Origin of the sequence: Streptomyces sp. NPDC091289 (assembly GCF_044757365.1) — a bacterium.
In the GTDB taxonomy this organism is placed as follows: Bacteria; Actinomycetota; Actinomycetes; order Streptomycetales; family Streptomycetaceae; genus Streptomyces.
Map to the genome: position 1 here is coordinate 13,350 of NZ_JBIVUT010000038.1, position 22,743 is coordinate 36,092.

General features: G+C 71.8%; 21 protein-coding genes. 10 read left to right on the plus strand and 11 right to left on the minus strand.

All coding sequences use genetic code 11. The features are described from left to right. Positions 1-15: 15 nt before the first annotated feature. The 3 genes from ACIQPT_RS35650 to ACIQPT_RS35660 all read right to left on the minus strand — a co-directional run bounded on the left by ACIQPT_RS35650 (position 16) and on the right by ACIQPT_RS35660 (position 3,471). On the minus strand, positions 16-705 hold the full coding sequence (locus tag ACIQPT_RS35650; RefSeq protein ID WP_401162238.1) for a haloacid dehalogenase type II: 690 nt from the start codon (positions 703-705) through the stop codon (positions 16-18). Positions 706-770: 65 nt separating this feature from the next. After that, positions 771-1,328 carry a hypothetical protein gene (locus ACIQPT_RS35655; RefSeq protein ID WP_401162239.1) on the minus strand — a complete coding sequence of 186 codons (558 nt, stop codon included), beginning with the start codon at positions 1,326-1,328 and terminating at the stop codon, positions 771-773. Between the two features lie 121 nt (positions 1,329-1,449). Continuing rightward, a complete protein-coding gene (locus ACIQPT_RS35660; protein ID WP_401162241.1) occupies positions 1,450-3,471 on the minus strand; it encodes a hypothetical protein in 2,022 nt (673 codons plus the stop codon). Between the two features lie 275 nt (positions 3,472-3,746). Between ACIQPT_RS35660 and ACIQPT_RS35665 the strand changes: the two genes are divergently transcribed. Together ACIQPT_RS35665 and ACIQPT_RS35670 are read left to right on the plus strand one after the other, a co-directional pair. Further along, a complete protein-coding gene (locus ACIQPT_RS35665; RefSeq protein WP_401162243.1) occupies positions 3,747-4,340 on the plus strand; it encodes a hypothetical protein in 594 nt (197 codons plus the stop codon). Positions 4,341-4,426: 86 nt separating this feature from the next. Further along, positions 4,427-5,626: a hypothetical protein gene (locus ACIQPT_RS35670; protein WP_401162245.1), complete on the plus strand. Its 1,200-nt coding sequence runs from the start codon at positions 4,427-4,429 to the stop codon at positions 5,624-5,626. Between the two features lie 48 nt (positions 5,627-5,674). Here ACIQPT_RS35670 and ACIQPT_RS35675 read toward each other — a convergent pair whose 3' ends face one another. Then, positions 5,675-6,112 (minus strand): DUF192 domain-containing protein, encoded by a 438-nt coding sequence (locus tag ACIQPT_RS35675; protein WP_401162246.1) that lies wholly within the window; start codon positions 6,110-6,112, stop codon positions 5,675-5,677. Positions 6,113-6,237: 125 nt separating this feature from the next. On the opposite strand from ACIQPT_RS35675, the gene ACIQPT_RS35680 reads away from it, so the two are divergent. The 3 genes from ACIQPT_RS35680 to ACIQPT_RS35690 all read left to right on the plus strand — a co-directional run bounded on the left by ACIQPT_RS35680 (position 6,238) and on the right by ACIQPT_RS35690 (position 8,460). After that, positions 6,238-6,984 carry a prepilin peptidase gene (locus tag ACIQPT_RS35680; RefSeq protein ID WP_401162248.1) on the plus strand — a complete coding sequence of 249 codons (747 nt, stop codon included), beginning with the start codon at positions 6,238-6,240 and terminating at the stop codon, positions 6,982-6,984. A 67-nt stretch (positions 6,985-7,051) separates the two neighbouring features. Beyond that, entirely contained in the window at positions 7,052-7,876 is an 825-nt protein-coding gene (locus tag ACIQPT_RS35685) for a class I SAM-dependent methyltransferase (RefSeq protein ID WP_401162250.1), read from the plus strand. A 137-nt stretch (positions 7,877-8,013) separates the two neighbouring features. Then, complete coding sequence (locus ACIQPT_RS35690) at positions 8,014-8,460, plus strand: hypothetical protein (protein WP_401162252.1); 447 nt, start codon at positions 8,014-8,016, stop codon at positions 8,458-8,460. Positions 8,461-8,561: 101 nt separating this feature from the next. Here the strand turns inward: ACIQPT_RS35690 and ACIQPT_RS35695 are convergent, their stop codons facing one another. Both ACIQPT_RS35695 and mgrA read right to left on the minus strand, forming a co-directional pair. Beyond that, entirely contained in the window at positions 8,562-9,767 is a 1,206-nt protein-coding gene (locus tag ACIQPT_RS35695; RefSeq protein ID WP_401162254.1) for a winged helix DNA-binding domain-containing protein, read from the minus strand. 410 nt (positions 9,768-10,177) lie between these two features. Continuing rightward, positions 10,178-11,227: an L-glyceraldehyde 3-phosphate reductase gene (mgrA, locus tag ACIQPT_RS35700; RefSeq protein ID WP_401162256.1), complete on the minus strand. Its 1,050-nt coding sequence runs from the start codon at positions 11,225-11,227 to the stop codon at positions 10,178-10,180. 263 nt (positions 11,228-11,490) lie between these two features. On the opposite strand from mgrA, the gene ACIQPT_RS35705 reads away from it, so the two are divergent. The 4 genes from ACIQPT_RS35705 (at position 11,491) to ACIQPT_RS35720 (ending at position 16,625) form a co-directional block, all read left to right on the plus strand. Next, positions 11,491-12,252, plus strand: a complete 762-nt coding sequence (locus ACIQPT_RS35705; protein WP_401162306.1) for an isoprenyl transferase — start codon at positions 11,491-11,493, stop codon at positions 12,250-12,252. Between the two features lie 362 nt (positions 12,253-12,614). Beyond that, entirely contained in the window at positions 12,615-13,937 is a 1,323-nt protein-coding gene (locus tag ACIQPT_RS35710; RefSeq protein WP_401162258.1) for a PhoH family protein, read from the plus strand. 389 nt (positions 13,938-14,326) lie between these two features. Continuing rightward, positions 14,327-15,052 (plus strand): transglycosylase SLT domain-containing protein, encoded by a 726-nt coding sequence (locus ACIQPT_RS35715; RefSeq protein ID WP_401162260.1) that lies wholly within the window; start codon positions 14,327-14,329, stop codon positions 15,050-15,052. A gap of 175 nt (positions 15,053-15,227) precedes the next feature. After that, entirely contained in the window at positions 15,228-16,625 is a 1,398-nt protein-coding gene (locus tag ACIQPT_RS35720) for an AI-2E family transporter (RefSeq protein ID WP_401162262.1), read from the plus strand. Positions 16,626-16,733: 108 nt separating this feature from the next. Here the strand turns inward: ACIQPT_RS35720 and ACIQPT_RS35725 are convergent, their stop codons facing one another. Together ACIQPT_RS35725 and ACIQPT_RS35730 are read right to left on the minus strand one after the other, a co-directional pair. Beyond that, entirely contained in the window at positions 16,734-17,267 is a 534-nt protein-coding gene (locus tag ACIQPT_RS35725) for an alkyl hydroperoxide reductase (protein WP_401162264.1), read from the minus strand. 12 nt (positions 17,268-17,279) lie between these two features. Further along, positions 17,280-17,834: a peroxiredoxin gene (locus tag ACIQPT_RS35730; RefSeq protein WP_007452441.1), complete on the minus strand. Its 555-nt coding sequence runs from the start codon at positions 17,832-17,834 to the stop codon at positions 17,280-17,282. A 133-nt stretch (positions 17,835-17,967) separates the two neighbouring features. Between ACIQPT_RS35730 and ACIQPT_RS35735 the strand changes: the two genes are divergently transcribed. Beyond that, complete coding sequence (locus tag ACIQPT_RS35735) at positions 17,968-18,954, plus strand: LysR substrate-binding domain-containing protein (RefSeq protein WP_401162266.1); 987 nt, start codon at positions 17,968-17,970, stop codon at positions 18,952-18,954. A gap of 73 nt (positions 18,955-19,027) precedes the next feature. Here the strand turns inward: ACIQPT_RS35735 and ACIQPT_RS35740 are convergent, their stop codons facing one another. The 3 genes from ACIQPT_RS35740 to ACIQPT_RS35750 are packed head-to-tail and all read right to left on the minus strand — an operon-like array spanning position 19,028 to position 22,631. Beyond that, a complete protein-coding gene (locus ACIQPT_RS35740) occupies positions 19,028-21,427 on the minus strand; it encodes an FtsX-like permease family protein (RefSeq protein WP_401162268.1) in 2,400 nt (799 codons plus the stop codon). Then, positions 21,424-22,110 carry an ABC transporter ATP-binding protein gene (locus tag ACIQPT_RS35745; protein WP_401162270.1) on the minus strand — a complete coding sequence of 229 codons (687 nt, stop codon included), beginning with the start codon at positions 22,108-22,110 and terminating at the stop codon, positions 21,424-21,426. Before ACIQPT_RS35745 ends, ACIQPT_RS35740 begins: the two co-directional genes overlap by 4 nt. Then, on the minus strand, positions 22,107-22,631 hold the full coding sequence (locus ACIQPT_RS35750) for a PadR family transcriptional regulator (RefSeq protein ID WP_401162272.1): 525 nt from the start codon (positions 22,629-22,631) through the stop codon (positions 22,107-22,109). Before ACIQPT_RS35750 ends, ACIQPT_RS35745 begins: the two co-directional genes overlap by 4 nt. Between the last annotated feature and the right edge of the window lie 112 nt (positions 22,632-22,743).

Consider the following 22,743-nt stretch of genomic DNA (forward strand, 5'->3'; position numbering starts at 1 on the left):
CCTACGACACTCCCCCTACGACACTCCCAGTTGCCCCGCCAGATCCGCCAGGTCCTCCGCGTACAGGTCGAACCGGTCCGAGGCCGCGGGCGGGTCGCCGACCGGGCGGGCCACATAGGCCGTGCGCAGGCCCAGCGCCTGCGCACCGCGCAGGTCCCAGGCGTGGGCGGCGACCATCAGCAGGCGCTCCGGCGGCCGCCCGGCGACGGTGACGGCCAGCCGGTAGACCGCGGGGTCCGGCTTGTAGGTGCGGGCGTCCTCGGCGGACAGGGCCTGGTGCCAGCGCAGTCCGGCGTGGGCGTTCAGTTCCAGCAGCGCCGTCCGGCTCGCGTTGGAGAGGCCGATCAGCGGGAAGTGTCCGGCGAGCCGGGCCAGCCCGGCCACGGTGTCGGGCCACGGCGGGAGGCGGCGGGCCGACCGGGCCAGTGCCTCCACCTCAGCCGGATCCGCGACCCCGGCCGCCTCCGCGACGACCCCGGCCGCCTCCCGGTCGAGCGCGTCGCTGGGGAGGTAGGGCCGGTCGCCGTCGAGGATCCGGCGCTGCTCGCGCTCGATGTGCTGCTGCCACAGCAGCAGAAGCCGTTCGGTCCCGGCGGCATCGAGGGACGGACCGAGGGCGCGGATGCCGGCGCGGAGTCCGGCGGGTTCGTCGACGAGTGTGCCGAGCACGTCGAACACGAGGGCGTCGATCTTCAGCTCTGCCATGGCGCGGTCTCCTCCAGTGGGTGGGCGGCAGAGCGAACAACACCGCAACGGCGTCCTCCCATGCCCTACTTCACCGTGATCGACCCCACGAACGCGTCCAGGTCATCCGCGTCGACCGCGTCCTTCACCGCGTTCAGGCGCACCACGAACGGCACGCCCTTCGCGTCCACGCCCGCGACCAGCACCCCGGTCATCGGCGTCCCCGCGTTCGGGGTGTCCTCCTTGCCGTCCGCCGTGAAGTCGTAGTCGATCCGGCGGGCGTCGCGGGCCTCCCCGGCGCTGTCCGGGCCCGCGAGGCGTACGTCCTCCGTGGCCTTCCGGGTGGATCCCAGGCCGATGCCGGCGCCCGCCGCCGCTGCCGCCCCGGCCGCGTCACGCACGCCCGTGGCGAAGTCCAGCTGGACCGAGACCATGCCGGTGCGGATGCCGTCCTTCTCCTGGAGCGCGACGGCCGCGTTGGCCTTGGCGCGCTCGGCCGCGGGCTGTTCCGCGTACCCCGCGCTCTTCGGGTAGCCGACGCGCAGGCTCTTCGTGTCCAGCGTGCCCCAGCCCTCGGGCACGGATGCGGTGTCCTGGTCGCCGCCGCATCCGGTCAGCAGCACGGTCGCTGCCGCGACGGCCACCGCGGCCGCCGTCGTCCGCCGCCAGGCCGTTTGCGTCCTTTGCGTCCTTTGCGTCCTCTGCGTGTTCCGCGTCTTCTGCGTGTTCCGCGTTCTGGTACTCATCGTCTCTGTCACCGCCCGTTCAGTTCGCGCAGTAGCTGTACGGAAGATACGTGCGCGCGTCGCCCTGCGGGGCCCCGAGGAACCGCGCGTCCGCCAGCGTCTCCTTCTTCTCCTCCGTGGAGAGCGAGAACCCGAGGCTCATGCCGAGCGAGATCTCGAAGCCGAACTCCTGGGCGTCGCTCTCGCCGGTGTACCGCAGGGAGCTGGACAGTCCGTCCTCGAACATCAGCTGCTGGAACGGGTCGTTGCCCTCCGGGCGGGTCTCCATGCCGTGGTCGCCGAAGAGGTACTCGAACGGGGCGGTGTTGTTGCCGGAGCCGCCCAGCCACTGTTCGGCGACGGCCCGGTTCGCCTCGGTGGCCGCGTCCGTGTCCTTGCCGAAGACGATCGAGTTCGTGACCACGTCGATGCCGGTCTCGCTCGAGGAGTCGGAGGCGCTGCCCTTGCCGCCGCGCTTGTCCTGGCCGCTCTCGCCGTTGTCGCCGCCGACCTCGACCTTGCCGGACGTCGAGCCGTTCTCCACGGTCTGCGTCATGTCGATGCGGACGATCTTCCCGGTCTTCTGGTCGCGGGTGACGGTGATGGCGCCGGTGCGGTTCTGCTTGCCGCCGACCGTGCCCTTGACCGGGCCTACGTTGCCGCCGACCTTGCCCTCCAGTTCGAGCTTGGCGGTGTACGTGTACGACTCGTTGCCGTTCACGTCGTCCTTGGTGATCGTCACCTCGGGCGAGAACTTCGCCTTGCCGCCCAGTTTGGCGCCGAGTTCGCCCTCGTCGCCGCCCTTGAAGGACAGGCCGCCGTCCGCGTAGGCGTTGAGGCCGACGGTCGAGTAGGAGATCTTCTTGTCGCCGATCTTCTTCTCGATGTCCTCCTTCTTCTCCGCCCACTTCATCGCGGAGTACCAGCCGCCGCCGTAGCCGCCGCTGTGCTTGGTGGAGGTCTCCCACACCTTCATTTCCTCGATGTCGTCCCGCATCTTCTCCGCCTCCTCCTCGCTGGAGAAGATCCAGGTGTCACCGTTGGTGATCTTGATGCCGCCGCCGATGTCGACGTCCGCCTTGCCGAGGCTCCCGAGCTTGACGCCCGGGGTGCTGGCGGTGGCCCCGGCGGAGGCGGCGTCGGTGAACGTCATGGAGACGACCTTGTCGTTGCCGTCGACCTTCCCGTCGCCGTTCACATCGGTGTTCGCCTGCGAGACCTTCTGCTGGAAGCCGTACTCCTCGCCCCACTCGAACCAGCCGATCTTGACCTTGCCGCCCGCCGTGTCCGAGATGCTGGAGATCTGGCACATCTTGGGCTCGTAGTCCGCGTCCGTCTTCGGCTTCGCCTCGGGATCCGGGCCGCCGGAGGAGCAGGAGCCGCCGCCCCCGGCCAGCGAGCTGATCGCGCACCGCAGGCGCTCCCCGATCTTCCCGCCGACCCCGGCCATCGCCATCGCGCCGATCAGCAGGGTGACGAGGACGACGACACCCAGGTACTCCGTCGCCGTCGCACCGCTGTCCCGCCAGTTGTACGAGTAGTGCGGCGGGGGCGGCGGCCGGGTGGCGCGCTCCTCCAGCAGCCGGTCGACGGCCACCCCCGAGGCCGCGCCGGCCGCCAGCGAGACGGCCGGCATGAGGACGCCCTCGATGCCGACGACGTCCCCGGCGACGGCGAAGCCGTACAGCAGACCGGCCAGCGGTATGGCCAGGGCGGCGAGCAGATACAGGGTGCGGGAGGACTCGCGGTGCTCGTCGGGGAGGATCCGGGCGGCGGCCAGGACGGTTAGGAGCGTCACGAGGAGAGCGGGCAGGTGGAACAGTGCCAGCCGCCAGCCGAAGCTCTCCAACCGTGCCTCGGTGCCCAGCAGTTCGACCAGGACCCGGCTCGTGACGAATCCGGCGGCGAGGTAGACGAGCGCGCCCGTCACCCAGCTGCGGGTCAACGCGAAGAAACGGCCGCCCTGTTGGCCGTGACGTGGGGCGCCCGACCCTGCGATGCCGTGGCGCCCCGGCGGTATGTGCCCCGCGCTCCGGTCTCCCCAGCCCCCGCCACCGCTCACGGTGCACCTCTCCTCAGACCTCGCGCGTGTTGCCCGACGGCTGAGAGCGTACGGCCGAAAAGCTGCCCCCACCCGGGCCCCCGGTCCCAAAGCCGGGCCCAAGTGCGGCTGCCGGGAGCCGTGTTGCTTCGGCGGGGCGCGGCGGCCGTTCCGCTTGGGGCCGCCCGTGGGTCCGTGGGCCCACGCGGCCCGGGCCGCCGCTCAGTACGCTCGGAGGTGCCGGGGGCCGCCGACCACGACGCCGCCGCGATGCAGAGCGATGGGGGTGGGCGTCGATGGGTGCCGGATTCTTCTACTCGTACCACCTGGGCTGGACCCGGCTGGACGCCCGGACCCTGCTGGGCGACCTGGAGGCCGAAGGGCTCCGCCCGGCGCACCCGGTGACCGGCCGCGTGGCGCTCGTGAACCTCGACTCCGCGTCTCTGGGGGCCCGTTCACCCGTCACCCGCGAGCAGTTGCTGTCCATCGCCGGCCTCCAGCGGCTGCGCGAGGTCGGATTCCGGTTGTGGGCCGACGACGGCCTCGACCTCCTGGTCCGCATCCGGCGGGCCCGGGCCGGTGTCGTCGCCGTCGAGTTCTCCGTCGGGGAGCTGCCCGAGCCGGAGCGGGAGTGTGCGGTGAACGCCATCCGGCGGACCGTGGGACGGGCCTCCGTGCTGTGCATCGGCTTCGTCGTCGACCGGAGCGGTGCGACGGCCGCCACCGACTGGGACGGTGTCGTCATCGACGGCGCCGCGCACCTCGACGCCTGGCCGGACACCGTCGCCGTACGGGACGAGACGGCGGCCCGGCACCCTCAGCTGGCGGTCATGGACGCGGTGGAGATGTCGCCGTGGAAGGTCTTCGGGAACGAGGTGCTCGGCGTCTGAGCCGGGCCGCCCCGACCTCCCGGGCACAGCACCGCCCCGGCCGCCCGTGGCGGGGAGAGCCCGCCGCCGACGTCATAATCGGCCGTATGTCCGATCACCAGCTCCGCACCCGGACGGCCGCCGGTCCGGCCCCGGGCCCCCGCACTCCCGGGCCCCGTGCCGCCGCCGCGCTCCGGGCCGCCGCGCCCGCGCTCGCGGTCTACGCCGCCGCCCGGGCCCTGGGGCTCCTGGCCTTCTGGGCAGCCGCGTCGGCCGCCGGGAAGGACCCCTTGGGGCCGCTCAGCGGACGCTGGGACTCCGTCTGGTACCAGCGCATCGCCGAGCACGGCTACCGCTACACCGCCACCCTCCCGGACGGCTCCGTCCACTCCGACCTGGCGTTCTTCCCGCTCCTCCCGGCCCTGGAACGCGCCATCTCCGCCGTGACCCCGCTCACCCTGGGCGGGGCCGGCCTCCTGGTCTCCTGGACGGCCGGGCTGCTCGCCGCCTGGGGCATCTTCGCCGTCGGCTCCCATCTGCGCGGACGGCGTACGGGCGTGGTGCTGGCCGCGCTCTGGGGCGTCCACCCGACGGCGTTCGTCCAGTCGATGGCGTACACGGAGACCCTGTTCACCGCGCTCGCGGCCTGGGCGCTGTACGCCGTCCTCAAGGGCCGCTGGATCGTCGCGGCCGCGCTGTCCGTCCTGGCGGGGCTCACCCGGCCCACGGCGGCGGCGCTCATCGCGGCCCTGGCGATCACCGCCGCCGTCACCCTCGTACGGGAGTACCGCGCCGACGGCGGCGTCGGCCCGGTCCTCCGCCGCAACGCCCGGATGATCGCGGGCGTGGCCCTCGCACCGCTCGGCTGGCTGGCGTACGTGGTGTTCGTGGCCGTACGCGAGGGCAGCCCGTTCGCCTACTTCGACGTCCAGGCGCAGTGGGGCAACAACATCGACGGCGGACGCGCGCTCGCCGCCTTCATCGCCGGCCTCCCGTGGCCCGCCGCCCTCGGCCTGTGCGCGGCGCTCGGGCTGCTCGGGTGGCTGGTGGTGCTCTGCGTACGGCAGCGGCAGCCGCTCCCGGTCCTCGTCTACGCGATCACGATCGTCGTCATCTCGCTGATCGGCGCCGGATACTTCGGTTCCCGGCCCCGCCTGATGATGCCCGCGTTCCCGCTGCTGCTCCCGCCCGCCGTCGCCCTGCTGCGGCTGCGCACCACGGGACGCACGGCCGCCGTGCTCGCCGTCCTCGCCTGCGCGTCCGCCGCCTACGGGGCCTGGACCCTGCTGGGCGCGGGCCCGCCGTAGGGAACGGACACGCCGTAGGGAACGGACACGCCTCGTCGCGGGCGCGCACTAAGCCTCGGACGCATCCGACGGCTCTGGTGCGGGGGCCGTCGCCCGCAGTTCCACCCGTACGCCCGGCCGCACCCCCCACCGCTCCATCGCCCCGGCCTCCGCCTCCACCACGTGCCGGGACCGCAGCCGGGGCAGCCCGAGGCGGCCGGGCTTCATCGTGCGGACGGCGAGGACCCGGAACTTCCGGTCCAGGTACGCCACATCGATGGCGAACCGCATCCGGAAGGTGTGCACGCTCCCGGCCGGCGTGAGCAGCAGCGCCCCCTCGATCCCGTCCCGCCCGAGCAGCCCCCGGGTGCGGGCCCGGTACGAGGCCGCTATCCGCAGCGGCACCTCCAGGGCCCCTGCCCCGACTCCGGCCCCTGCCCCGGCCCTGGAGTCCGTGCCGACCGTGCCGACCGTGAGCGTCCCGTCGCCATCGCGCCATGTCCTCATGGGCACCGACCGTAGCCCCGGCCGGACGCCCGTGGTTCCCGAACGCCGACGCCTGGGCCCCGAACGGTCATTCCTGGGTCCCCGGGCCCAAGACCCCTGTTCCCGCGGCCCGTTAGGGTCGTTCCGTGGACGCCGCGCTGCTCGCCGTCGCCGCGGTCTGGGGTGCCGTCACCGGACTGCTGATCCCGCGCGCCGCTTACCGGTTCGCCGTCGAGCCGGAGGAGCCCTGGCGTACGGCGTGCCCCGCGGGCCACCCGCTCACCGGCCCGGTCCGCGGCTGGCTCGGCCCGGCCCGGTGCGCGCCCTGCGCCGCCCCGGGAACGCCGCCCGGCTACGCCCCCGGCGTCCTCGCCCCCCTGGTCACCGCGCTCGCCTGTGTCGCGCTCGCCGCCGCCACCGGGGCCAGGCCCGAGCTCATCGGGTGGCTGGCGCTGACCCCCGTCGCCGTGCTCCTCGCCGTCGTCGACCGGCGGGTCCACCGGCTGCCCGACCCGCTGACCCTGCCCCTGGCGGCCGCGGCCGTCCTGCTGCTCGGCTGTGCCGCGCTGCTTCCCGGGCACGCCGGATCCTGGACCTCCGGGCTGCTGGGCGGACTGGCCCTCGGCGGCTTCTACCTCCTGCTCTTCCTGATCAACCCGAACGGCATGGGCTTCGGCGATGTGAAGCTCGCCCTCGCCCTGGGCGTCGCCCTCGGCTGGTACGGCTGGACCGTGCTGTTCCTGGGCGGGTTCGCCGGGTTCCTGTTCGGGGCGGTGTACGGACTCGGCCTCGTGCTGCTGCGCCGGGCGGGGCGCAGGACCGGCATCCCGTTCGGCCCGTTCATGATCGCCGGGGCGCTGACCGGCCTGCTGCTGGGGGCTCTCGCCGCCTGAGGCGGGGCCCGCCCGGGTGCACCGGAATCCATTCGCGTGTCCCGGGCCCGCCTGACACGATTCCCGTATGTCCGAACCATCCGCTCCCGCCCCCTTGCCCCTCCCCTCGGAGGCCTTCGACTCCGCGGCCTCCCACGACCGCTTCGAGGCCCTCGTCGCCGAGGCCGACGCCGTCTCCGTGGACGGATGGGACTTTTCCTGGCTCGATGGCCGGGCCACCGAGGAGCGCCCCTCCTGGGGGTATGCCCGCGCGATGGCCGACCGGCTCGGCCGGGCCCACGCCGCGCTCGACCTCCAGACCGGCGGCGGCGAGGTGCTGGCCGCCGCCCCGAAGCTCCCGCCGGTCACCGTGGCTACGGAGGCCTGGCCGCCGAACGTCGCCCGCGCCACCGCCCTGCTGCATCCGCTCGGGGCGGTCGTCGTCGCCGACGCGGACGAACCGCCGCTGCCCTTCGGGGACGCCGCCTTCGACCTCGTGGTCAGCCGCCATCCGGTCACCACGTGGTGGGAGGAGATCGCGCGCGTCCTGACCCCCGGCGGTACGTACTTCTCACAGCAGGTCGGCCCCGCCAGCGTCTTCGAGCTCGTGGAGTACTTCCTCGGACCGCAGCCACCGGAGGTCCGGCGCGGCCGGCACCCCGAGGACGCGCGGGCCGCCGCGACGGCGGCCGGTCTCGAGGTGGTGGACCTGCGCTCCGAGACCCTGCGCACCGAGTTCCGCGACATCGGTGCGGTGGTCTACTTCCTGCGCAAGGTGATCTGGATGGTGCCCGGCTTCACCGTTGAGCAGTACCGGCCCCAACTGGCCGCGCTGCACCGGCGGATCGAGGCGGAAGGGCCGTTCGAGGCCCGCACCGCCCGCTTCCTGATCGAGGCCCGAAAGCCCCGGTGACGGTGGCCGGATCCCGTCTCTCCGGTCAACCCGCCTATTCCGTACGCCAGTTCAGGCTTGCCCCGGAGGCAACGGGATCGCGCGGGCGACCGTCCTACTCGGTGGGAGGCACGCACAGCGAAGGAGTGGGAGCCGTCATGACCGTGGAGAGGGAAGACTGTGCGGGGCCTGCCGGGCGCACGCGGCACGGCAACGCCGACTGGCTCACGGGGGCCAGGATCACCGCCGTCCTCGGGGTCTACTACCGGCCCGAGGGCCGGGCGGGCGAACCGGAGGCCGTCGAGTTCGTCCTCGCGGACGACCAGTCCGTCCTGCTGACCTGCGCCTCCGACCGGACGCTGCACGTCACCCCGGGCACCTGGCCGAGGCTGCCCGACTGGTGTGTACCGGCGAGCCGGTGGCAGCACGCCCCACCCGCCCTCCTGCCGCCGGTGCCGTACGGGGGAGCGTGGACGGTCGTGGGCACCCAGGAGCTCAGGGACGCCGGCGGTGAGGTGCTCCAGGCCGTGATCCGGTGCGAGGAAGGGGACTTCGTGGTGGTCGCCGGGGACACGATGGCGGTCCGCTTCGAGCCCCGCCGCTGACCCGCGTACGCCCGGTCCTCGACCCGTACGCCCGGTCCCCGACCCGCACGCCGGTCCTCGACCCGTACGCGCAAGCCCGCCCCTGACCCGTACGCCCCGCCCTACGCGTGCGGTCCCACCGTCACCGGGCCGACCGTCAGTTCCGCCGTCCCCTCCATGACCGCGGCGACCCGCTCCACCTGCTCCTCCAGGTCCCGCAGCCCGGCCGCGGGCAGGGGCTCCAGCGGCTCCACGGTCACCGCGATCCGGCGGCCCGAGCGGCGCTGGTGCCAGACGCCGGCCACCATGCCGTCCACCAGCAGCACCGGGAAGTTCCCCGCCTGCCCGCCCGCGAGGGCCCGCTCGTACGACGCCCCCGGGAACAGCTTCTCGCGGGGCCACGAAGCGATGCCGAACGCGTCGAAGTACGGGAGCAGCCGCACGCCCCGTACCTCCGCCGCCGGGAAGTCCGTGTCGCCCGCGACCACCCACGCCGGCCCCTCGTCCGCGAACGTCACCTCCTCGATCGCCCCCGACGCGGCCAGCTCGGCGAACCGCTCGGCCGCCCAGGCCCTCGGCGCGGCGAGCCAGCGGGCGAAGTGTGCGGGGGTGGCGGGCCCGTACGCGTACAGGTACCGCTCGATCAGGACCGCCAGTGCCCCGGGGCCGGGCAGCGGGGTGCACCCGGGGTTGGTGTACGTCGCCTTCCGGCCCCGGTTCGGGGCGTAGGCGAGGGCGCCCCGGTGGCCCGCCAGGTGCAGGACCTGCCGCCAGCGCGGCCACATCGTCTGGAACCCGGGCATCACCAGGTCCCCGGCCCACGGCCCGGTCCGTGCGACGACCTCCTCGGAGAGTTCGTCGATCGTGAGCTCCGTCCCGGTCAGCGCCGCCGCGACGGCCGCGACGACCTCCTCCACCTGGTCCGGGGTCATCCGGGCGTCCTTGGGGAAGGGGTTCGTGCCCGCGGGCACCGCGGACAGCGCCCCGGTCCACAGGGGCAGGTCCGCCGCGGGCAGCAGGTGGACCGTGCCACGTGGCCCGAACGTCTTGACCAGGGTCCGGTCGCTCCACAGCGCCGTACGGACGTCCGTACGGGTCAGCCCGTCCCCGCGCAGCCCCACGGACAGCTCGGCCGCCGATAGCACCTGGGCGTGCGCGCCGAGCATCGCGGCCACCGCCGTGCCGGGGGAGGTGAAGGGCGACGCGGTGCCGGAGGGGTCCGGGTGGAGATGCTGGCGGGCCAGCCGTCGGGCGTTCGCCCCGGTCCAGGTCACGGTCGTGGTGGCGGTCGCTGCCGCTGTCGCCGCCGCAGGGGATCGTCGCGTCATGGATCGAACCTAGAGCGTCCAGAGGTCAGGTTCTGTCCTCTACCGCGCCCGGCGGCGTCAAGGCGACGGTGCCCGACGACCCCTCGATACGGGGGCCGATATCAGGGTCGGCACGGGGTCGGCACCGGGGCCGGTACCGGGTGTCCGGCCCGGGTGCGGCCTGCTCGGAACGCAGTCCGGCGAATTCGGAGAGTAATGGTGGAGTGGCGTGGCACGCGGCAGCACTTACGAAGGGTTATGGTGGAAACCCCCCCTCGGGCCGGTCCGTATCCCCCCCCACGGACCGGCCCGTTTTTTGTGGGCCGGGGCGGGCACCGGTCTCCGGGCTCCCGCCGCCCCGTTCTTCCCGTACGGAAGTCCGGTTCGGCGGAAGCCCTGTTGAGCTGAGCGGCAGCCCTGGTGAGCCGACGTCAGCTGCGGCCGGCCCAGATGTTCGTGCCCGCCGTGTCCACGGCGAAGGCGTCGATCTCCTTCAGCTCCTCGGCGGTCAGCGCCGGACCCGCGAGGGCCGCCACGTTCTCCTCCAGCTGCTTCACGCTCGACGCGCCGATCAGCGCCGACGTCATCCGGCTGTCGCGCAGCACCCACGCGATGGCGAGCTGGGCGAGCGACTGGCCGCGGCCCCGCGCGATGTCGTTGAGTCCGTTGAGGCGGCGCACCACCTCGTCGGAGAGCAGACCCGGGTCGAGGGACTTGCCCTGGGTGGCGCGCGAGCCCTCCGGGATGCCCTTCAGATACTTGTTGGTGAGCAGGCCCTGCGCGAGCGGCACGAAGGAGATGCAGCCCATCCCGGCCGCCTCCAGGGTGTCGAGCAGCCCGTCGTCCTCGATCCAGCGGTTGATCATGGAGTAGGACGGCTGGTGGATCAGCGCCGGCACACCCATCTCCTTGAGCAGCCCGGCCGCCTCGGCGGTCTGCTCCGCGTTGTACGAGGAGACACCCACGTACAGCGCCTTGCCCTGCTGGACGGCGGACGCCAGGGCGCCCATCGTCTCCTCCAGCGGGGTGTGCGGGTCGAAGCGGTGCGAGTAGAAGACGTCGACGTAATCGAGGCCCATCCGCTTCAGGGAGGCATCGAGGGAGGACAGCAGATACTTCCGCGAGCCCCACTCCCCGTACGGGCCGGGGTGCATCAGATAACCGGCCTTGGTGGAAATGAGCAGTTCGTCACGGTACGGGGCGAAGTCCTGGGCGAAGAGCTTGCCGAAGTTCAGCTCGGCCGAGCCGGGCGGCGGGCCGTAGTTGTTGGCCAGGTCGAAGTGGGTCACCCCGAGGTCGAAGGCGCGGCGCAGGATCGCCCGCTGCGAGTCCAGGGCCCGGTCGTCGCCGAAGTTGTGCCACAGGCCCAGCGAGAGGGCGGGCAGCTTGAGGCCGCTGCGCCCGGTCCTGCGGTACTCCATGGAGTCGTAGCGCGAACCGGCGGCGCGGTAGTAAAGGTCGGGGGAGAGGTAATCAGTCACGTTTCATTCCTTATCACGGAGTTGTGACAGACCGGGTTGGGCCCCCGTGACCCGGTCGCAGTAATGTGGCGGCTTCGGGGAATGCCGATGTGCGGCGCGGCGAAGGCCCGCGTGGCCCGTGCCAGTGGTAGAGGCGCGGACCGCCGAGGGATCGCGCGGGCGGCGCAGGTCGTGCGGCGATCCCCTGCGGGGGACGGCCCCCGGACCCCCGGCGACGGGGAGGACGGGCCCCGGGCCCGTACGGAACCGAGAGGGTGAACGCAGTGAACTTCCGCGACCTGGTGTACAGGCTCTACGCGCGCCGGGTGGGAGGCCGCCTGGACCACGACCAGGTGCCGAAGCACATCGGGGTCATTCTCGACGGCAACCGGCGGTGGGCCAAGGCGTCCGGCGGATCGGCCGTACAGGGCCACCAGGCCGGTGCGGACAAGATCTCCGAGCTGCTCGGCTGGTGCAGTGAGACCGATGTCGAGGTCGTCACCCTCTGGATGCTGTCCACGGACAACTTCGACCGGCCCGAGCACGAGCTGAAGCCGCTGCTCGGCATCATCGAGAACACCGTGCGCAACCTCGCGTCGGACGGGCGCTGGCGCGTCCACCACGTCGGCACGCTCGACCTGCTTCCGGCCGAGACGCAGATCGTTCTCAAGGAGGCCGAGGAGTCGACGTCCGGAATAGACGGAATAATCGTCAATGTCGCGGTCGGCTACGGCGGCCGCCAGGAGATCGCGGACGCGGTGCGCTCCCTGCTCCTGGAGCACTCGGAGAAGGGCACGAGCTTCGAGGAGCTCGCCGAGGTCGTCTCCACCGACCTGATCTCCGAGCATCTCTACACCCGGGGCCAGCCCGACCCCGACCTGGTGATCCGGACGAGCGGCGAGCAGCGGCTCTCGGGCTTCATGCTCTGGCAGAGCGCCCACTCGGAGTACTACTTCTGCGAGGTCTTCTGGCCGGCCTTCCGCAAGGTCGACTTCCTCCGGGCGCTGCGCGACTACGCCGCCCGCCACCGCCGCTACGGCGCCTGAACGGCCCCCTCACCCGTACCGCCCGATGACTCCTCTATATAGGGGAGTCATCGCGCGTCCACCGGGACTTCTCCACACCGTGTCATATGCGGCGGCATGGCTTCGCGCGATAAAGGGAATACCCCTGTCAGGTCGACGTCCGGTCATCAACCAGGCGGATGTCGCATCCAAGTGAGCGGTGCCAAGACCGCTCGCCCGGGAGGCCCTTTGCACACGAAGGACCGTACACAGCGTGCGGCCGACGCGGAGGCCGTGGTCCGGCCCGCGCAGTGGGGCCCGATTCCGGTCCGTCCTCTCCCTTCGGGAAGCTCCGCGACCGTTCGTCGCACTCCCCGACCTCGTCCGAGGGGGTACGTCCTTCCGTGGTGACCAGCACTAAGCGCCGCATGCCCGACAGGCGCACCTACGTTCTCGACACCAGCGTCCTGCTGGCCGACCCAGGCGCCATGGCCCGCTTCGACGAGCACGAAGTCGTGCTGCCGATCGTGGTGGTCACGGAACTGGAGGCCAAACGGCACCATCCCGAGCTCGGCTACTTCGCCCGGCAGGCCCTGCGCCTGCTGGACGACTTCCGGGTCCGGTACGGCCGGCTGGACGCCCCGATCCCGCTCGGGGATCTGGGCGGGACGCTCCGTGTCGAACTCAACCACTCCGATCCCGGCGTCCTGCCCGCCGGCTACCGGTTGGGGGACAACGACTCACGGATTCTCGCGGTCGCACGCAACCTCCAGGCCGAGGGGTACGACGTCACGGTCGTCTCCAAGGACCTGCCGCTCCGCATCAAGGCGTCCTCCGTCGGCCTCCTCGCCGAGGAGTACCGCGCCGAGCTCGCCATCACCGACTCCGGCTGGACCGGCATGAGCGAACTGTCCCTCGCCGGGGAACAGATCGACCTGCTGTTCAGCGAGGAGACGCTGTACGTCCCCGAGGCCGCCGAACTGCCCGTGCACACCGGCCTGGTCCTCCAGTCCGAGCGCGGCAAGGCGCTCGGCCGGGTGACGGCCGAGGGCAATGTGCGGCTCGTGCGGGGCGACCGGGAGGCCTTCGGCATCCACGGGCGCAGCGCCGAGCAGCGGATCGCCCTCGATCTCCTCCTCGACAGCGATGTCGGCATCGTGTCGCTCGGCGGCCGGGCGGGCACCGGGAAGTCGGCGCTGGCCCTCTGCGCGGGCCTGGAGGAGGTGCTGGAGCGCCGGCAGCACAAGAAGGTGATGGTCTTCCGCCCGCTGTACGCGGTGGGCGGACAGGAGCTCGGCTATCTCCCCGGCAGCGAGGCCGAGAAGATGAGCCCCTGGGCGCAGGCGGTCTTCGACACGCTCTCGGCGGTCGCCGGGCGCGAGATCATCGAGGAGGTGCTCGGGCGCGGGATGCTGGAGGTCCTGCCGCTCACCCACATCCGCGGCCGCTCGCTGCACGACGCGTTCGTGATCGTCGACGAGGCGCAGTCGCTCGAACGGAACGTCCTGCTGACCGTGTTGTCCCGAATCGGGGCGAATTCGCGTGTCGTGCTCACTCACGACGTGGCCCAGCGGGACAACCTCCGGGTCGGCCGGTACGACGGAGTCGTCGCCGTCGTCGAGAAACTGAAGGGCCATCCGCTGTTCGCCCACGTCACGCTCACGCGTTCCGAGCGTTCACAGATCGCCGCGCTGGTGACCGAAATGCTGGAGGAAGGCCACATCTGACCTGCATGCCCCATTGATGCCGCCCGGCGAGCCAAGGAGCTTAGCCGGGCGGCATTGTGCTGCGCCGTCATTTCCGGAAAACCAGTGGCCCAAACGGGGTGTGACCTTTCCCACGCAACACAGAATTGCCTCCTGGCGTCCCCGTCCGGCAGAGTCTTGCTTCCGTCAGGCCCCGCATACGGCACTTGGGCACCTCCAGAGGCGCCACGCACCACACAACTCAACACGAGACGCCCGTATGCCGCCCGCGAGCACCACGCGGCAGCCTCCTCACCGGGGTTGCCCAACGGGCCCGCGCCTCCCGTGACCCACGCAGTAGGGAGGCCAGTGCCAGGGGCACGATTGCGCCCGCGAGGTCACCTAAGCGGGCGATGCTGGAAGGACACCATGTGAGCCGGATCTCGGTCCGGGGGTTCGCCGTGGCATCTGCCACCGCGGTCACCACCGTAGGCGCCGTCGTAGGCGTTGCTGCGGGCGGCACACCTGCCGCCGACGACAACAACTTCGAAGCGGCCGCAGCCGACACCACGCTGCTCGCAGACATCCCCGCGGGCCAGCAGGCCGCGGTCCAGACCGCTTCGCTGACGCAGCAGGCCGATGCCCAGGCATCCGCCGCCGACGCCGCCGCGAAGAAGTCGGCCGAGGAATCGGCCCGCATCCAGGCCGCCAAGGACGCCAAGTCCAAGAAGCAGGCGGCCGAGGACCGGGTCGAGGCCGAGCGCAAGGCTGCGGAGCAGGCCGAGAAGGAGAAGAAGGAGGCCGCCGAGCGCGCCAGCCGTTCTTCCGTCCGCGACGCCTCCTCGTTCTCCGCGCAGGGCTCCTACAGCGTGGCCGACGTGCAGGCGATGGCCCGTCAGATGGTCCCCGCGGACCAGTTCCAGTGCTTCAGCAACATCGTGAACCACGAGTCGACCTGGAACTACCGCGCGACCAACCCGTCCTCCGGGGCGTACGGTCTGATGCAGGCGCTCCCGGGTCACAAGATGTCGTCCGCCGGCGCCGACTGGCAGACCAACCCGGCCACCCAGATCAAGTGGGGCCTCAGCTACATGGACAGCCGTTACGGCAGCCCGTGCGGCGCCTGGTCCTTCTGGCAGGCCAACAACTGGTATTAGAGGGAGCGGGCGAAGTCCACGGACCGCGCTCTCAACCTCGCGAGGCCCCTCACCGTCCAGACGGTGGGGGGCCTCGCGCGTGTACGGTCGCATCCCGGCGAACCCGGGGGCGTCGCGAGGCGCCCGGACGGGCCGAGGAGCGCTGGGTGGCGAAGATGGGGGAAGGAAAGCAAGCATGTCGAAACTGCCGGGCTGGCTGGGCCGCTTCGGGTCCGAACTGACGGAGCTGGGAGCACGACTGGACGAGCGGCGGGCGCGCGCCGCCGCCGACGAGGACGAACCCCCCGCGGCGCGGGGGGACTCCGCCGTCCCCGAGGCCGACGACCCCGGGCAGGTGCCCGCGCCGCCCTCGTACGCCCCCTCGGTCGCCGCGAAGCCGGATCCGGTGGCGGCGCTCCCGTGGGGGATGCGGGTCGCCGCCGAGGCCGGCTGGCGGCTCCTCGTCCTCGCGGGGACGCTCTGGGTGCTGATGCAGGTGATCAGCGCGGTCCAGCTCGTGGTGCTGGCCTTCGCCGCCGCGCTGCTCGTCACCGCGATGCTCCAGCCGACCGTCGTCTGGCTCAAGCGGTTCGGGCTGCCCCACGGGCTCGCCACCGCCGTGACCGCCGTCCTCGGGTTCGTCATCATCGGCCTGGTCGGCTGGTTCGTGGTGTGGCAGGTGATGGAGAACCTCGACACGCTCTCCGACCGGGTCCGCGACGGCATCGACGAGTTGAAGCGCTGGCTGCTCGACAGCCCCTTCCACGTCACCGAGCAGCAGATCAACGACATCGCCAAGAACCTCAACGACACCATCGGCACCAACACCGAGGAGATCACCTCCGCCGGGCTCCAGGGCGTCACCGTGATGGTGGAGTTCCTCACCGGGCTGCTGCTGGCGATGTTCTCCACGCTGTTCCTGCTCTACGACGGCAGGCGGATCTGGGAGTGGTCGCTCAAGCTGGTGCCCGCCGCCGCCCGCCCCGGGGTCGCCGGCGCCGGACCGCGCGCCTGGCGCACCCTGACCGCGTATGTGCGCGGCACGGTGCTCGTCGCCCTGATCGACGCCATCTTCATCGGATTCGGCCTCTACATCCTCAATGTGCCGCTCGCGGTGCCGCTGGCCGTCTTCATCTTCCTGTTCGCCTTCATCCCGCTCGTCGGCGCCGTGGTCTCCGGAGCGCTCGCGGTGGTCGTCGCACTGGTCACCGAGGGGGTGTGGACCGCCCTGTGGGCGCTGGTGGTCGTCCTGGCCGTACAGCAGATCGAAGGCCACATCCTGCAGCCGTTCATCCTCGGCCGCGCGGTCCGGGTCCATCCGCTCGCGGTGGTCCTCTCGGTCGCGACCGGCGGGCTGGTCGCGGGCATCGGCGGCGCGGTGGTCGCCGTACCGCTGGTCGCCGTGATCAACACGGTGGTCGGCTATCTGCGCTCGTACGCGGCGCCGGGCGGCCCGGGCGAGAGCGGCGGGCACCACGGGGCCACCGCCCTGTCGATGACCCCGGCGCACGCCACGGCGGCTCCGGCGCCACCGGGCCCGCAGGACGCCCCGGGCGAACGCGCGCCGGAGAACAGGCCGCCGCCGCAGGAGTAGCGGAGCGGAAGCCGCGGGCGGAAGCGGTGGGCGGAACGCAAAAGAAGAGCCCCGGGGACGGTCGGTCGTCCTCGGGGCTCTTCTCGTATCAGGGGTGGTGCGGTGTCACTACTCGGCGAGTACGGCCTCGGCGTCGAGGGTCACACCGACCGCCTGGATCACCGAAGCGACCTTGACGGCTTCCTGAATGGTCTCACGGTCCACGCCGGCCTTGCGCAGCACCTGCTCGTGGGAGTCCAGGCACTGGCCGCAGCCGTTGATCGCGGAGACGGCGAGCGACCACAGCTCGAAGTCGACCTTCTCCACACCCGGGTTGCCGATGACGTTCATCCGCAGGCCCGCGCGGAGCGTGCCGTACTCCGGGTCCGACAGCAGGTGCCGGGTCCGGTAGAAGACGTTGTTCATCGCCATGATCGCGGCCGCCGACTTCGCCGCGGTGTACGCCTCGGCGGAGAGGTTGGCCTTCGCCTCGGGCTCCAGCTCGCGCAGCACCTTCGGCGAACGCGAGGCGATCGCGCAGGCCAGCACGGTGCCCCACAGCTGCTGCTGCGGGAGGTCGCTGTTGCCGATGACCGAGCCGAGGTTCAGCTTCAGGTCCTTGGCGAAGTCCGGCAGGGCGGACTTCAGTTCGTCGAGAGCCATGTCGGTATCAGCTCACTCGCCCGAGAGGAGCGCGACCGGGTCGAGGGTGTTCTCGCCCTTGGTCCAGTTGCACGGGCACAGCTCGTCGGTCTGCAGGGCGTCGAGGACCCGCAGGACCTCCTTGGGGTTACGGCCCACGGAACCGGCGGTCACCATCGTGAACTGGATCTCGTTGTTCTGGTCGACGATGAAGACGGCGCGCTGGGCGAAGCCGTCCTCGCCCTCGATGCCGAGGTCACGCATGAGCTCGTGCTTCGAGTCGGCCAGCATCGGGAAGGGCAGGTCGGTCAGGTCCGGGTGGTCCTTGCGCCAGGCGTGGTGCACGAACTCGGAGTCACCGGAGAAGCCGAGGACCTGGGCGTCACGGTCGGCGAACTCCTCGTTGAGCTTGCCGAAGGCGGCGATCTCGGTGGGGCACACGAAGGTGAAGTCCTTCGGCCACGCGAAGACGATCTTCCACTTGCCCTCGTAGGTCTTGTGGTTGATCTGCTCGAACTCCTTGCCGCTCTCCAGCGAAACACAAGCGGTCAGGTCGAACTCGGGGAACTTGTCACCGACAGTGAGCACGCGCTCTCCTTGCAACGTCTGGAATTCCCTTTTTGAGGGTCTTCCTGAGGGTTGGACGAGCCCCACCATGGCACAGAGTGCATTGATCACGGAAATAGCTACACTCGGTCCAGATGATCGGAGGTGCCTATCAGTGGCGCAGGTAAATCACGGCATACGACCCAAGCAGTCCGGTAAGTCGCCCGGCAAACAGCCGAGCCTGTCGCAGCTGCGCGCCTTCGCGGCCGTGGCGGAGCATCTGCACTTCCGGGACGCGGCGGCAGCAATCGGGATGAGTCAGCCCGCACTCTCCGGAGCGGTGTCCACCCTGGAGGAGGCACTGGGTGTCCAGCTCATCGAGCGTACGACGCGCAAGGTGCTGCTCTCGCCCGCGGGGGAGCGGCTCGCGGTGCGGGCCGGGGCGGTGCTGGAGGCCGTCGCCGCGCTGATGGAGGAGGCGGAGGCGGTCCGCGCCCCGTTCACCGGAGTCCTCCGGCTCGGCGTCATCCCGACCGTCGCCCCGTATCTGCTGCCCACCGTGCTCCGGCTGGTCCATGAGCGCTACCCGGACCTCGACCTCCAGGTCCACGAGGAGCAGACCTCCTCGCTGCTGGAGGGCCTCGCGGCGGGCCGGCTCGATCTGCTGCTGCTCGCGGTGCCGCTCGGGGTGCCGGGCGTCACCGAGATCCCGCTCTTCGACGAGGACTTCGTGCTGGTCATGGAGCAGGAGCACTGGCTCGGCGGCCGGGCGGACATCCCGCGCGACGCGCTGCGCGAACTGCCGCTGCTGCTCCTGGACGAGGGGCACTGCCTGCGCGACCAGGCCCTGGACATCTGCCGCGAGGCCGGCCGCACCGAGGGCGCCCCGGTGACCACGACCGCCGCCGGGCTCTCCACCCTGGTCCAGTTGGTCGCCGGCGGGCTCGGGGTGACGTTGCTGCCCCGGACCGCGGTGACGGTGGAGACCGGCCGCAACGAGGCGCTGGCCACCGGGTACTTCGCGGACCCGGCGCCCGCCCGGCGCGTGGCGCTGGCGATGCGGTCCGGGTCGGCGCGGGGCGGCGAGTTCGAGGAGTTCGCCGCGGCGCTGCGCGAGGCGATGCGGCCACTGCCGGTGCGGCTGGTGGCGGAGGGCACCTGAGAACGTACGTGGGGCGTGTCCGGCCGGGGCCCTGTTCCCAGGAGCCCCGGCCGTTACGCGCGTCGTGCGGGTGTCACTCGGTGCGCAGTCCGTCCGGGCGCATCATGCGCCACAGCGGCGGCAGCGACAGCAGGGTCACCAGCAGGATCAGCGCGCCCCCGATCCCCGCCAGCGGCCAGAACAGCCACCAGTCGGCGACCTGCTTCTCGATCAGCCAGGTGAGCGCCCCGCCGAGCCCCAGACCGCCCACGACCGCCACCGCCAGACCGAGCACCACCGGCACGGCGGTCTGCCACAGCACCGACCAGCCGAGCGTGGAGCGCCGGGTGCCGAAGGCGACCAGCACCGACAGCAGTCGCCTGCGCTCACGCAACTGCTCCAGCTGGGAGACCAGCATCGACGCGGCGATCAGCAGCAGCACCGCGGAGGCCCCCACCTGGAGCCCGGTCTGGATGCTGGCGTACTGGCGGTCGCGCTCCACCGAGTCGAGCGTCACGAAGCGCATCCCGGGGTCGACCTTCGCCGCCGTGTTGCGCACGTACTCGGCGACGTCCGGCACGCTCCGGTCGACCCGGATCTGGACGCTGAACGTCGCGCCGGGCAGCTTGCCCGCGTCGACCGCGCCGGTGGTGGCCATGATCCCGTAGTGGGTCTCGCCCATCGGGTCCTTGCGGCCCTGCACGGTCGCGGAGTCCGCGGGCAGTGTCCACCGCACCGTCCTGCTCCCGGATTCGATCTCGACCTCCTTGCCCTTGCGGGCGGTCTGGTCGACCCAGGCGCTCATGTCCTTGTCGCCCGGCGGGTGGACGACGAAGACGTCGCCGTCCGCGCAGGCGTCGATCCGGGCCAGCTCGCGCAGGGTCGCGCAGGTGCCGACGGTCAGCGAGGTGGTGGGCGGGACGTCCTCCTCGGCGTAGTCGCCGGGCTTGGACGCGTACGCCGCCACCGATCCGATGACCACCTCCACGCCCTTGGTGGCGCGGAACTGCTCGATGGCCGAGGTGGCCGCCTCGCCGGTGACGTCCTCGGAATACCCGGCGAACTGGGCCCGGGTGGGGTCCTGGCCGGTCATCCGGTTGAAGTCGGCGTTCATCGCGGCGAACATCATCTGCAGCGCGATCGCGCCCGCCACCGCCACGGTGACCCCGCTGACCGCGCGGGACGCGGCCCCGCTGCTCAACTGGAGCCTGCGGGTGGCGAGCTGCCAGGGCACCGGGCCGCCGCGCAGCCGGTTCACACACGCCTCGACCAGCCAGGGCAGCAGCAGGGCGAGCCCGACCAGCACCAGCACGGCGCCGGCCGCGATCCCGAAGGGCTTCTCCGGCGCGTACTCGTACGCACTGATCTTGCCGGTGAATCCGAACACCGCCAGCCCCGCGAGCGGCATCAGCAGCCGCCACCAGAGCCGGCGTCCCCGCTCGCGCCCCCGGCGTACGACGCCGAGCGGCTCGATCACCACGGAGCGCATCGCCACCAGGGTGACGAGGACGGCGGTCAGCGGCACCGCCACCACGATCAGCAGGGCCAGCCGGGGATCGGGGACCAGGTCGGCGGGGAACGCGCTGACGTCCCAGATCTCCACCGCGCCGATGAACCGCCGGCCCACCAGGAAGAACGCCAGGCCGAGCAGCAGCCCGAGCAGCGCACCGAACAGCGCCTCGCCTGCGGCGATCCGCCGGGTCGTCCGGATGTCCGCGCCGACCAGGCGCAGCGCGGCCAGTCGGCGGTCGCGGCGGTCGCCGCCGAAGCGCACGGCCGTGGCGATGAAGATCGCGACCGGCAGCAGCAGTACGACGCAGACCATCACGACGAGCACGGTCAGCAGCGGCGGGAGGGGGTCGCCGCCGCGCTCGTCCCCGTACCCGGCGATGCGGTGGCCGCCCGAGGCGGGCGTCAGGGTGTCGCTGCCCGCGTAGTAGAGGAGCTCGCCGGGGGAGCGCAGCCCGGCGTCCCCGATCGTGCCGGTGATCCCGTACGGCAGCCGCTCGCGCAGCAGTTCGTTGCCCGGCTCGGCGAGCAGCTCCCGCAGGGCGGGGGAGACGATCATCTCGTCCGCCCCGGGGAAGCGGGCGACTCCCGGCGGGAGGACGGGCGTCGAGCCGTCCGCGCGCATCAGATATCCCGCGACGGTCCGGTCGTGGTACTCGGTGGTCGTGTTGATCCGCAGCACCGAGCTGTCCGACTTCGGGGCGTTCGCGTCGGGCGAGTCGGAGATCCGCGCCTCGCTGCGGGCCTGTTCGCGGGCGTTCCGCTCGTCGAGCAGATGCGGTACGGAGGAGGCGAGCAGCAGCAGGGCGACGCCGAGGCCGACGCCGACGGCGGTCAGCAGCGTACGGATCCAGCCCTCGCGGCCCCCGGCGGCGGCGAACCGGATGCCGAGGCCGAGGTCGCGGAGGGTCACCGCGCCCCGTGAGGGCGGTGCCGGGCGGGGCGCTTCCGCCACCGGGGCCCGGCTTTTGTCGAGCAGTGTCATACGGCGTGCTCCATGTCGCGGGCCCGGCCGTCGCGCACGGTGACGTCACGGTCGGAGTAGGCGGCGACCCGGGCCTCGTGGGTCACCAGGACCACGGCGACGTTGGCGGAGCGGGCGGCCTCGGTGAGCAGCTCCATCACCCGCTCGCCGTTGAGGGAGTCCAGCGCGCCGGTCGGCTCGTCCGCGAAGATCACCTTCGGCGACGCCGCCAGCGCACGGGCCACGGCGACCCGCTGGCCCTGTCCGCCGGAGACCTCGCCGGGGCGCTTGGCCCCGAGGTCGTCGACCTCCAGACGCTCCATCCACTCCAGGGCGGTGCGCTCGGCGGCCTTGCGCTTGAGCCCGTTCAGCCGGAGCGGCAGGGCGACGTTCTCCACGCAGGTCAGCTCCGGGACGAGCTGGCCGAACTGGAAGACGAAGCCGAAGTCGCTGCGCCGCAGGGCGCTGCGCTCGGCGTCCGACATCGCGGACAGCTCGCGGCCCGCGTAGGTGATGGTGCCGGAGTCGGGCGTGATGATCCCGGCCAGGCAGTGCAGCAGGGTCGACTTGCCGGAGCCGGACGGGCCCATCACGGCGACGACCTCGCCGGGGTGCACGGAGAACGAGGCGCCGTCCAGGGCGGGCGTCGAACCGTAGGTCTTGCGCAGATCGTGCGCGGCGAGCAGGGAGCCTTCGGGAATCACGGAGCCACCACCTTGGCGAGCTGGTCGAGTCGGGCAGTGGTCAGTTCCAGCCAGCGCAGATCGGCTTCGAGGTGGAACAGGGCGTGGTCGCAGATCAACTGGTCGGCGAGGTCGCCCTTGCGCTTGCGGTCGGTCAGGATGCGCATCATCCGCAGATGCGCCGAGCGCTGGGAGTCCAGCAGATCGGCCGCGCTGCGACCGGTCAGGAGTGCGAGGACGACCTTGGTGTAGAGCGTCGACTGGAGGTAGGGCTCCGGCTTCTCGGGCTGTGCCAGCCACTGCGAGACATCGGTGATCCCGGCGTCGGTGATGGCATACCGCTTGCGCTCGGGGCCTCCTTCGCTCTCGACGCCGTCGACCTCGACGAGTCCGTTCTTCAGGAGCCGGGACATCGTCGAATAGACCTGGCCGTAGTGCAGCGGGCGGTCCTGGCCGAACTTCTCGTCGAAGGTCCGCTTCAGGTCGTAACCGTGTCGGGGGCCGGACTCCAGGAGCCCGAGGAGGGTGTGACCGATAGACATGAGGAGCACTCTACACGGTGTGTATACCCGCTGTGTATACGCGTCTGGAAAGCGACCCCGGCCCTTGGGGCGGGCCGGGGTCGCGGTGTCGGGAGTGTGACGGGAGTGGGCC

Excerpts from the sequence above, each read along its gene's own strand:
- ACIQPT_RS35650 (WP_401162238.1), bottom strand. The coding sequence starts at position 705 with ATGGCAGAGCTGAAGATCGACGCCCTCGTGTTCGACGTGCTCGGCACA.
- ACIQPT_RS35665 (WP_401162243.1), top strand. The coding sequence starts at position 3,747 with ATGGGTGCCGGATTCTTCTACTCGTACCACCTGGGCTGGACCCGGCTG.
- ACIQPT_RS35670 (WP_401162245.1), top strand. The coding sequence starts at position 4,427 with ATGTCCGATCACCAGCTCCGCACCCGGACGGCCGCCGGTCCGGCCCCG.
- ACIQPT_RS35675 (WP_401162246.1), bottom strand. The coding sequence starts at position 6,112 with ATGAGGACATGGCGCGATGGCGACGGGACGCTCACGGTCGGCACGGTC.
- ACIQPT_RS35685 (WP_401162250.1), top strand. The coding sequence starts at position 7,052 with ATGTCCGAACCATCCGCTCCCGCCCCCTTGCCCCTCCCCTCGGAGGCC.
- ACIQPT_RS35690 (WP_401162252.1), top strand. The coding sequence starts at position 8,014 with ATGACCGTGGAGAGGGAAGACTGTGCGGGGCCTGCCGGGCGCACGCGG.
- ACIQPT_RS35695 (WP_401162254.1), bottom strand. The coding sequence starts at position 9,767 with ATGACGCGACGATCCCCTGCGGCGGCGACAGCGGCAGCGACCGCCACC.
- ACIQPT_RS35720 (WP_401162262.1), top strand. The coding sequence starts at position 15,228 with ATGTCGAAACTGCCGGGCTGGCTGGGCCGCTTCGGGTCCGAACTGACG.
- ACIQPT_RS35725 (WP_401162264.1), bottom strand. The coding sequence starts at position 17,267 with ATGGCTCTCGACGAACTGAAGTCCGCCCTGCCGGACTTCGCCAAGGAC.
- ACIQPT_RS35740 (WP_401162268.1), bottom strand. The coding sequence starts at position 21,427 with ATGACACTGCTCGACAAAAGCCGGGCCCCGGTGGCGGAAGCGCCCCGC.
- ACIQPT_RS35750 (WP_401162272.1), bottom strand. The coding sequence starts at position 22,631 with ATGTCTATCGGTCACACCCTCCTCGGGCTCCTGGAGTCCGGCCCCCGA.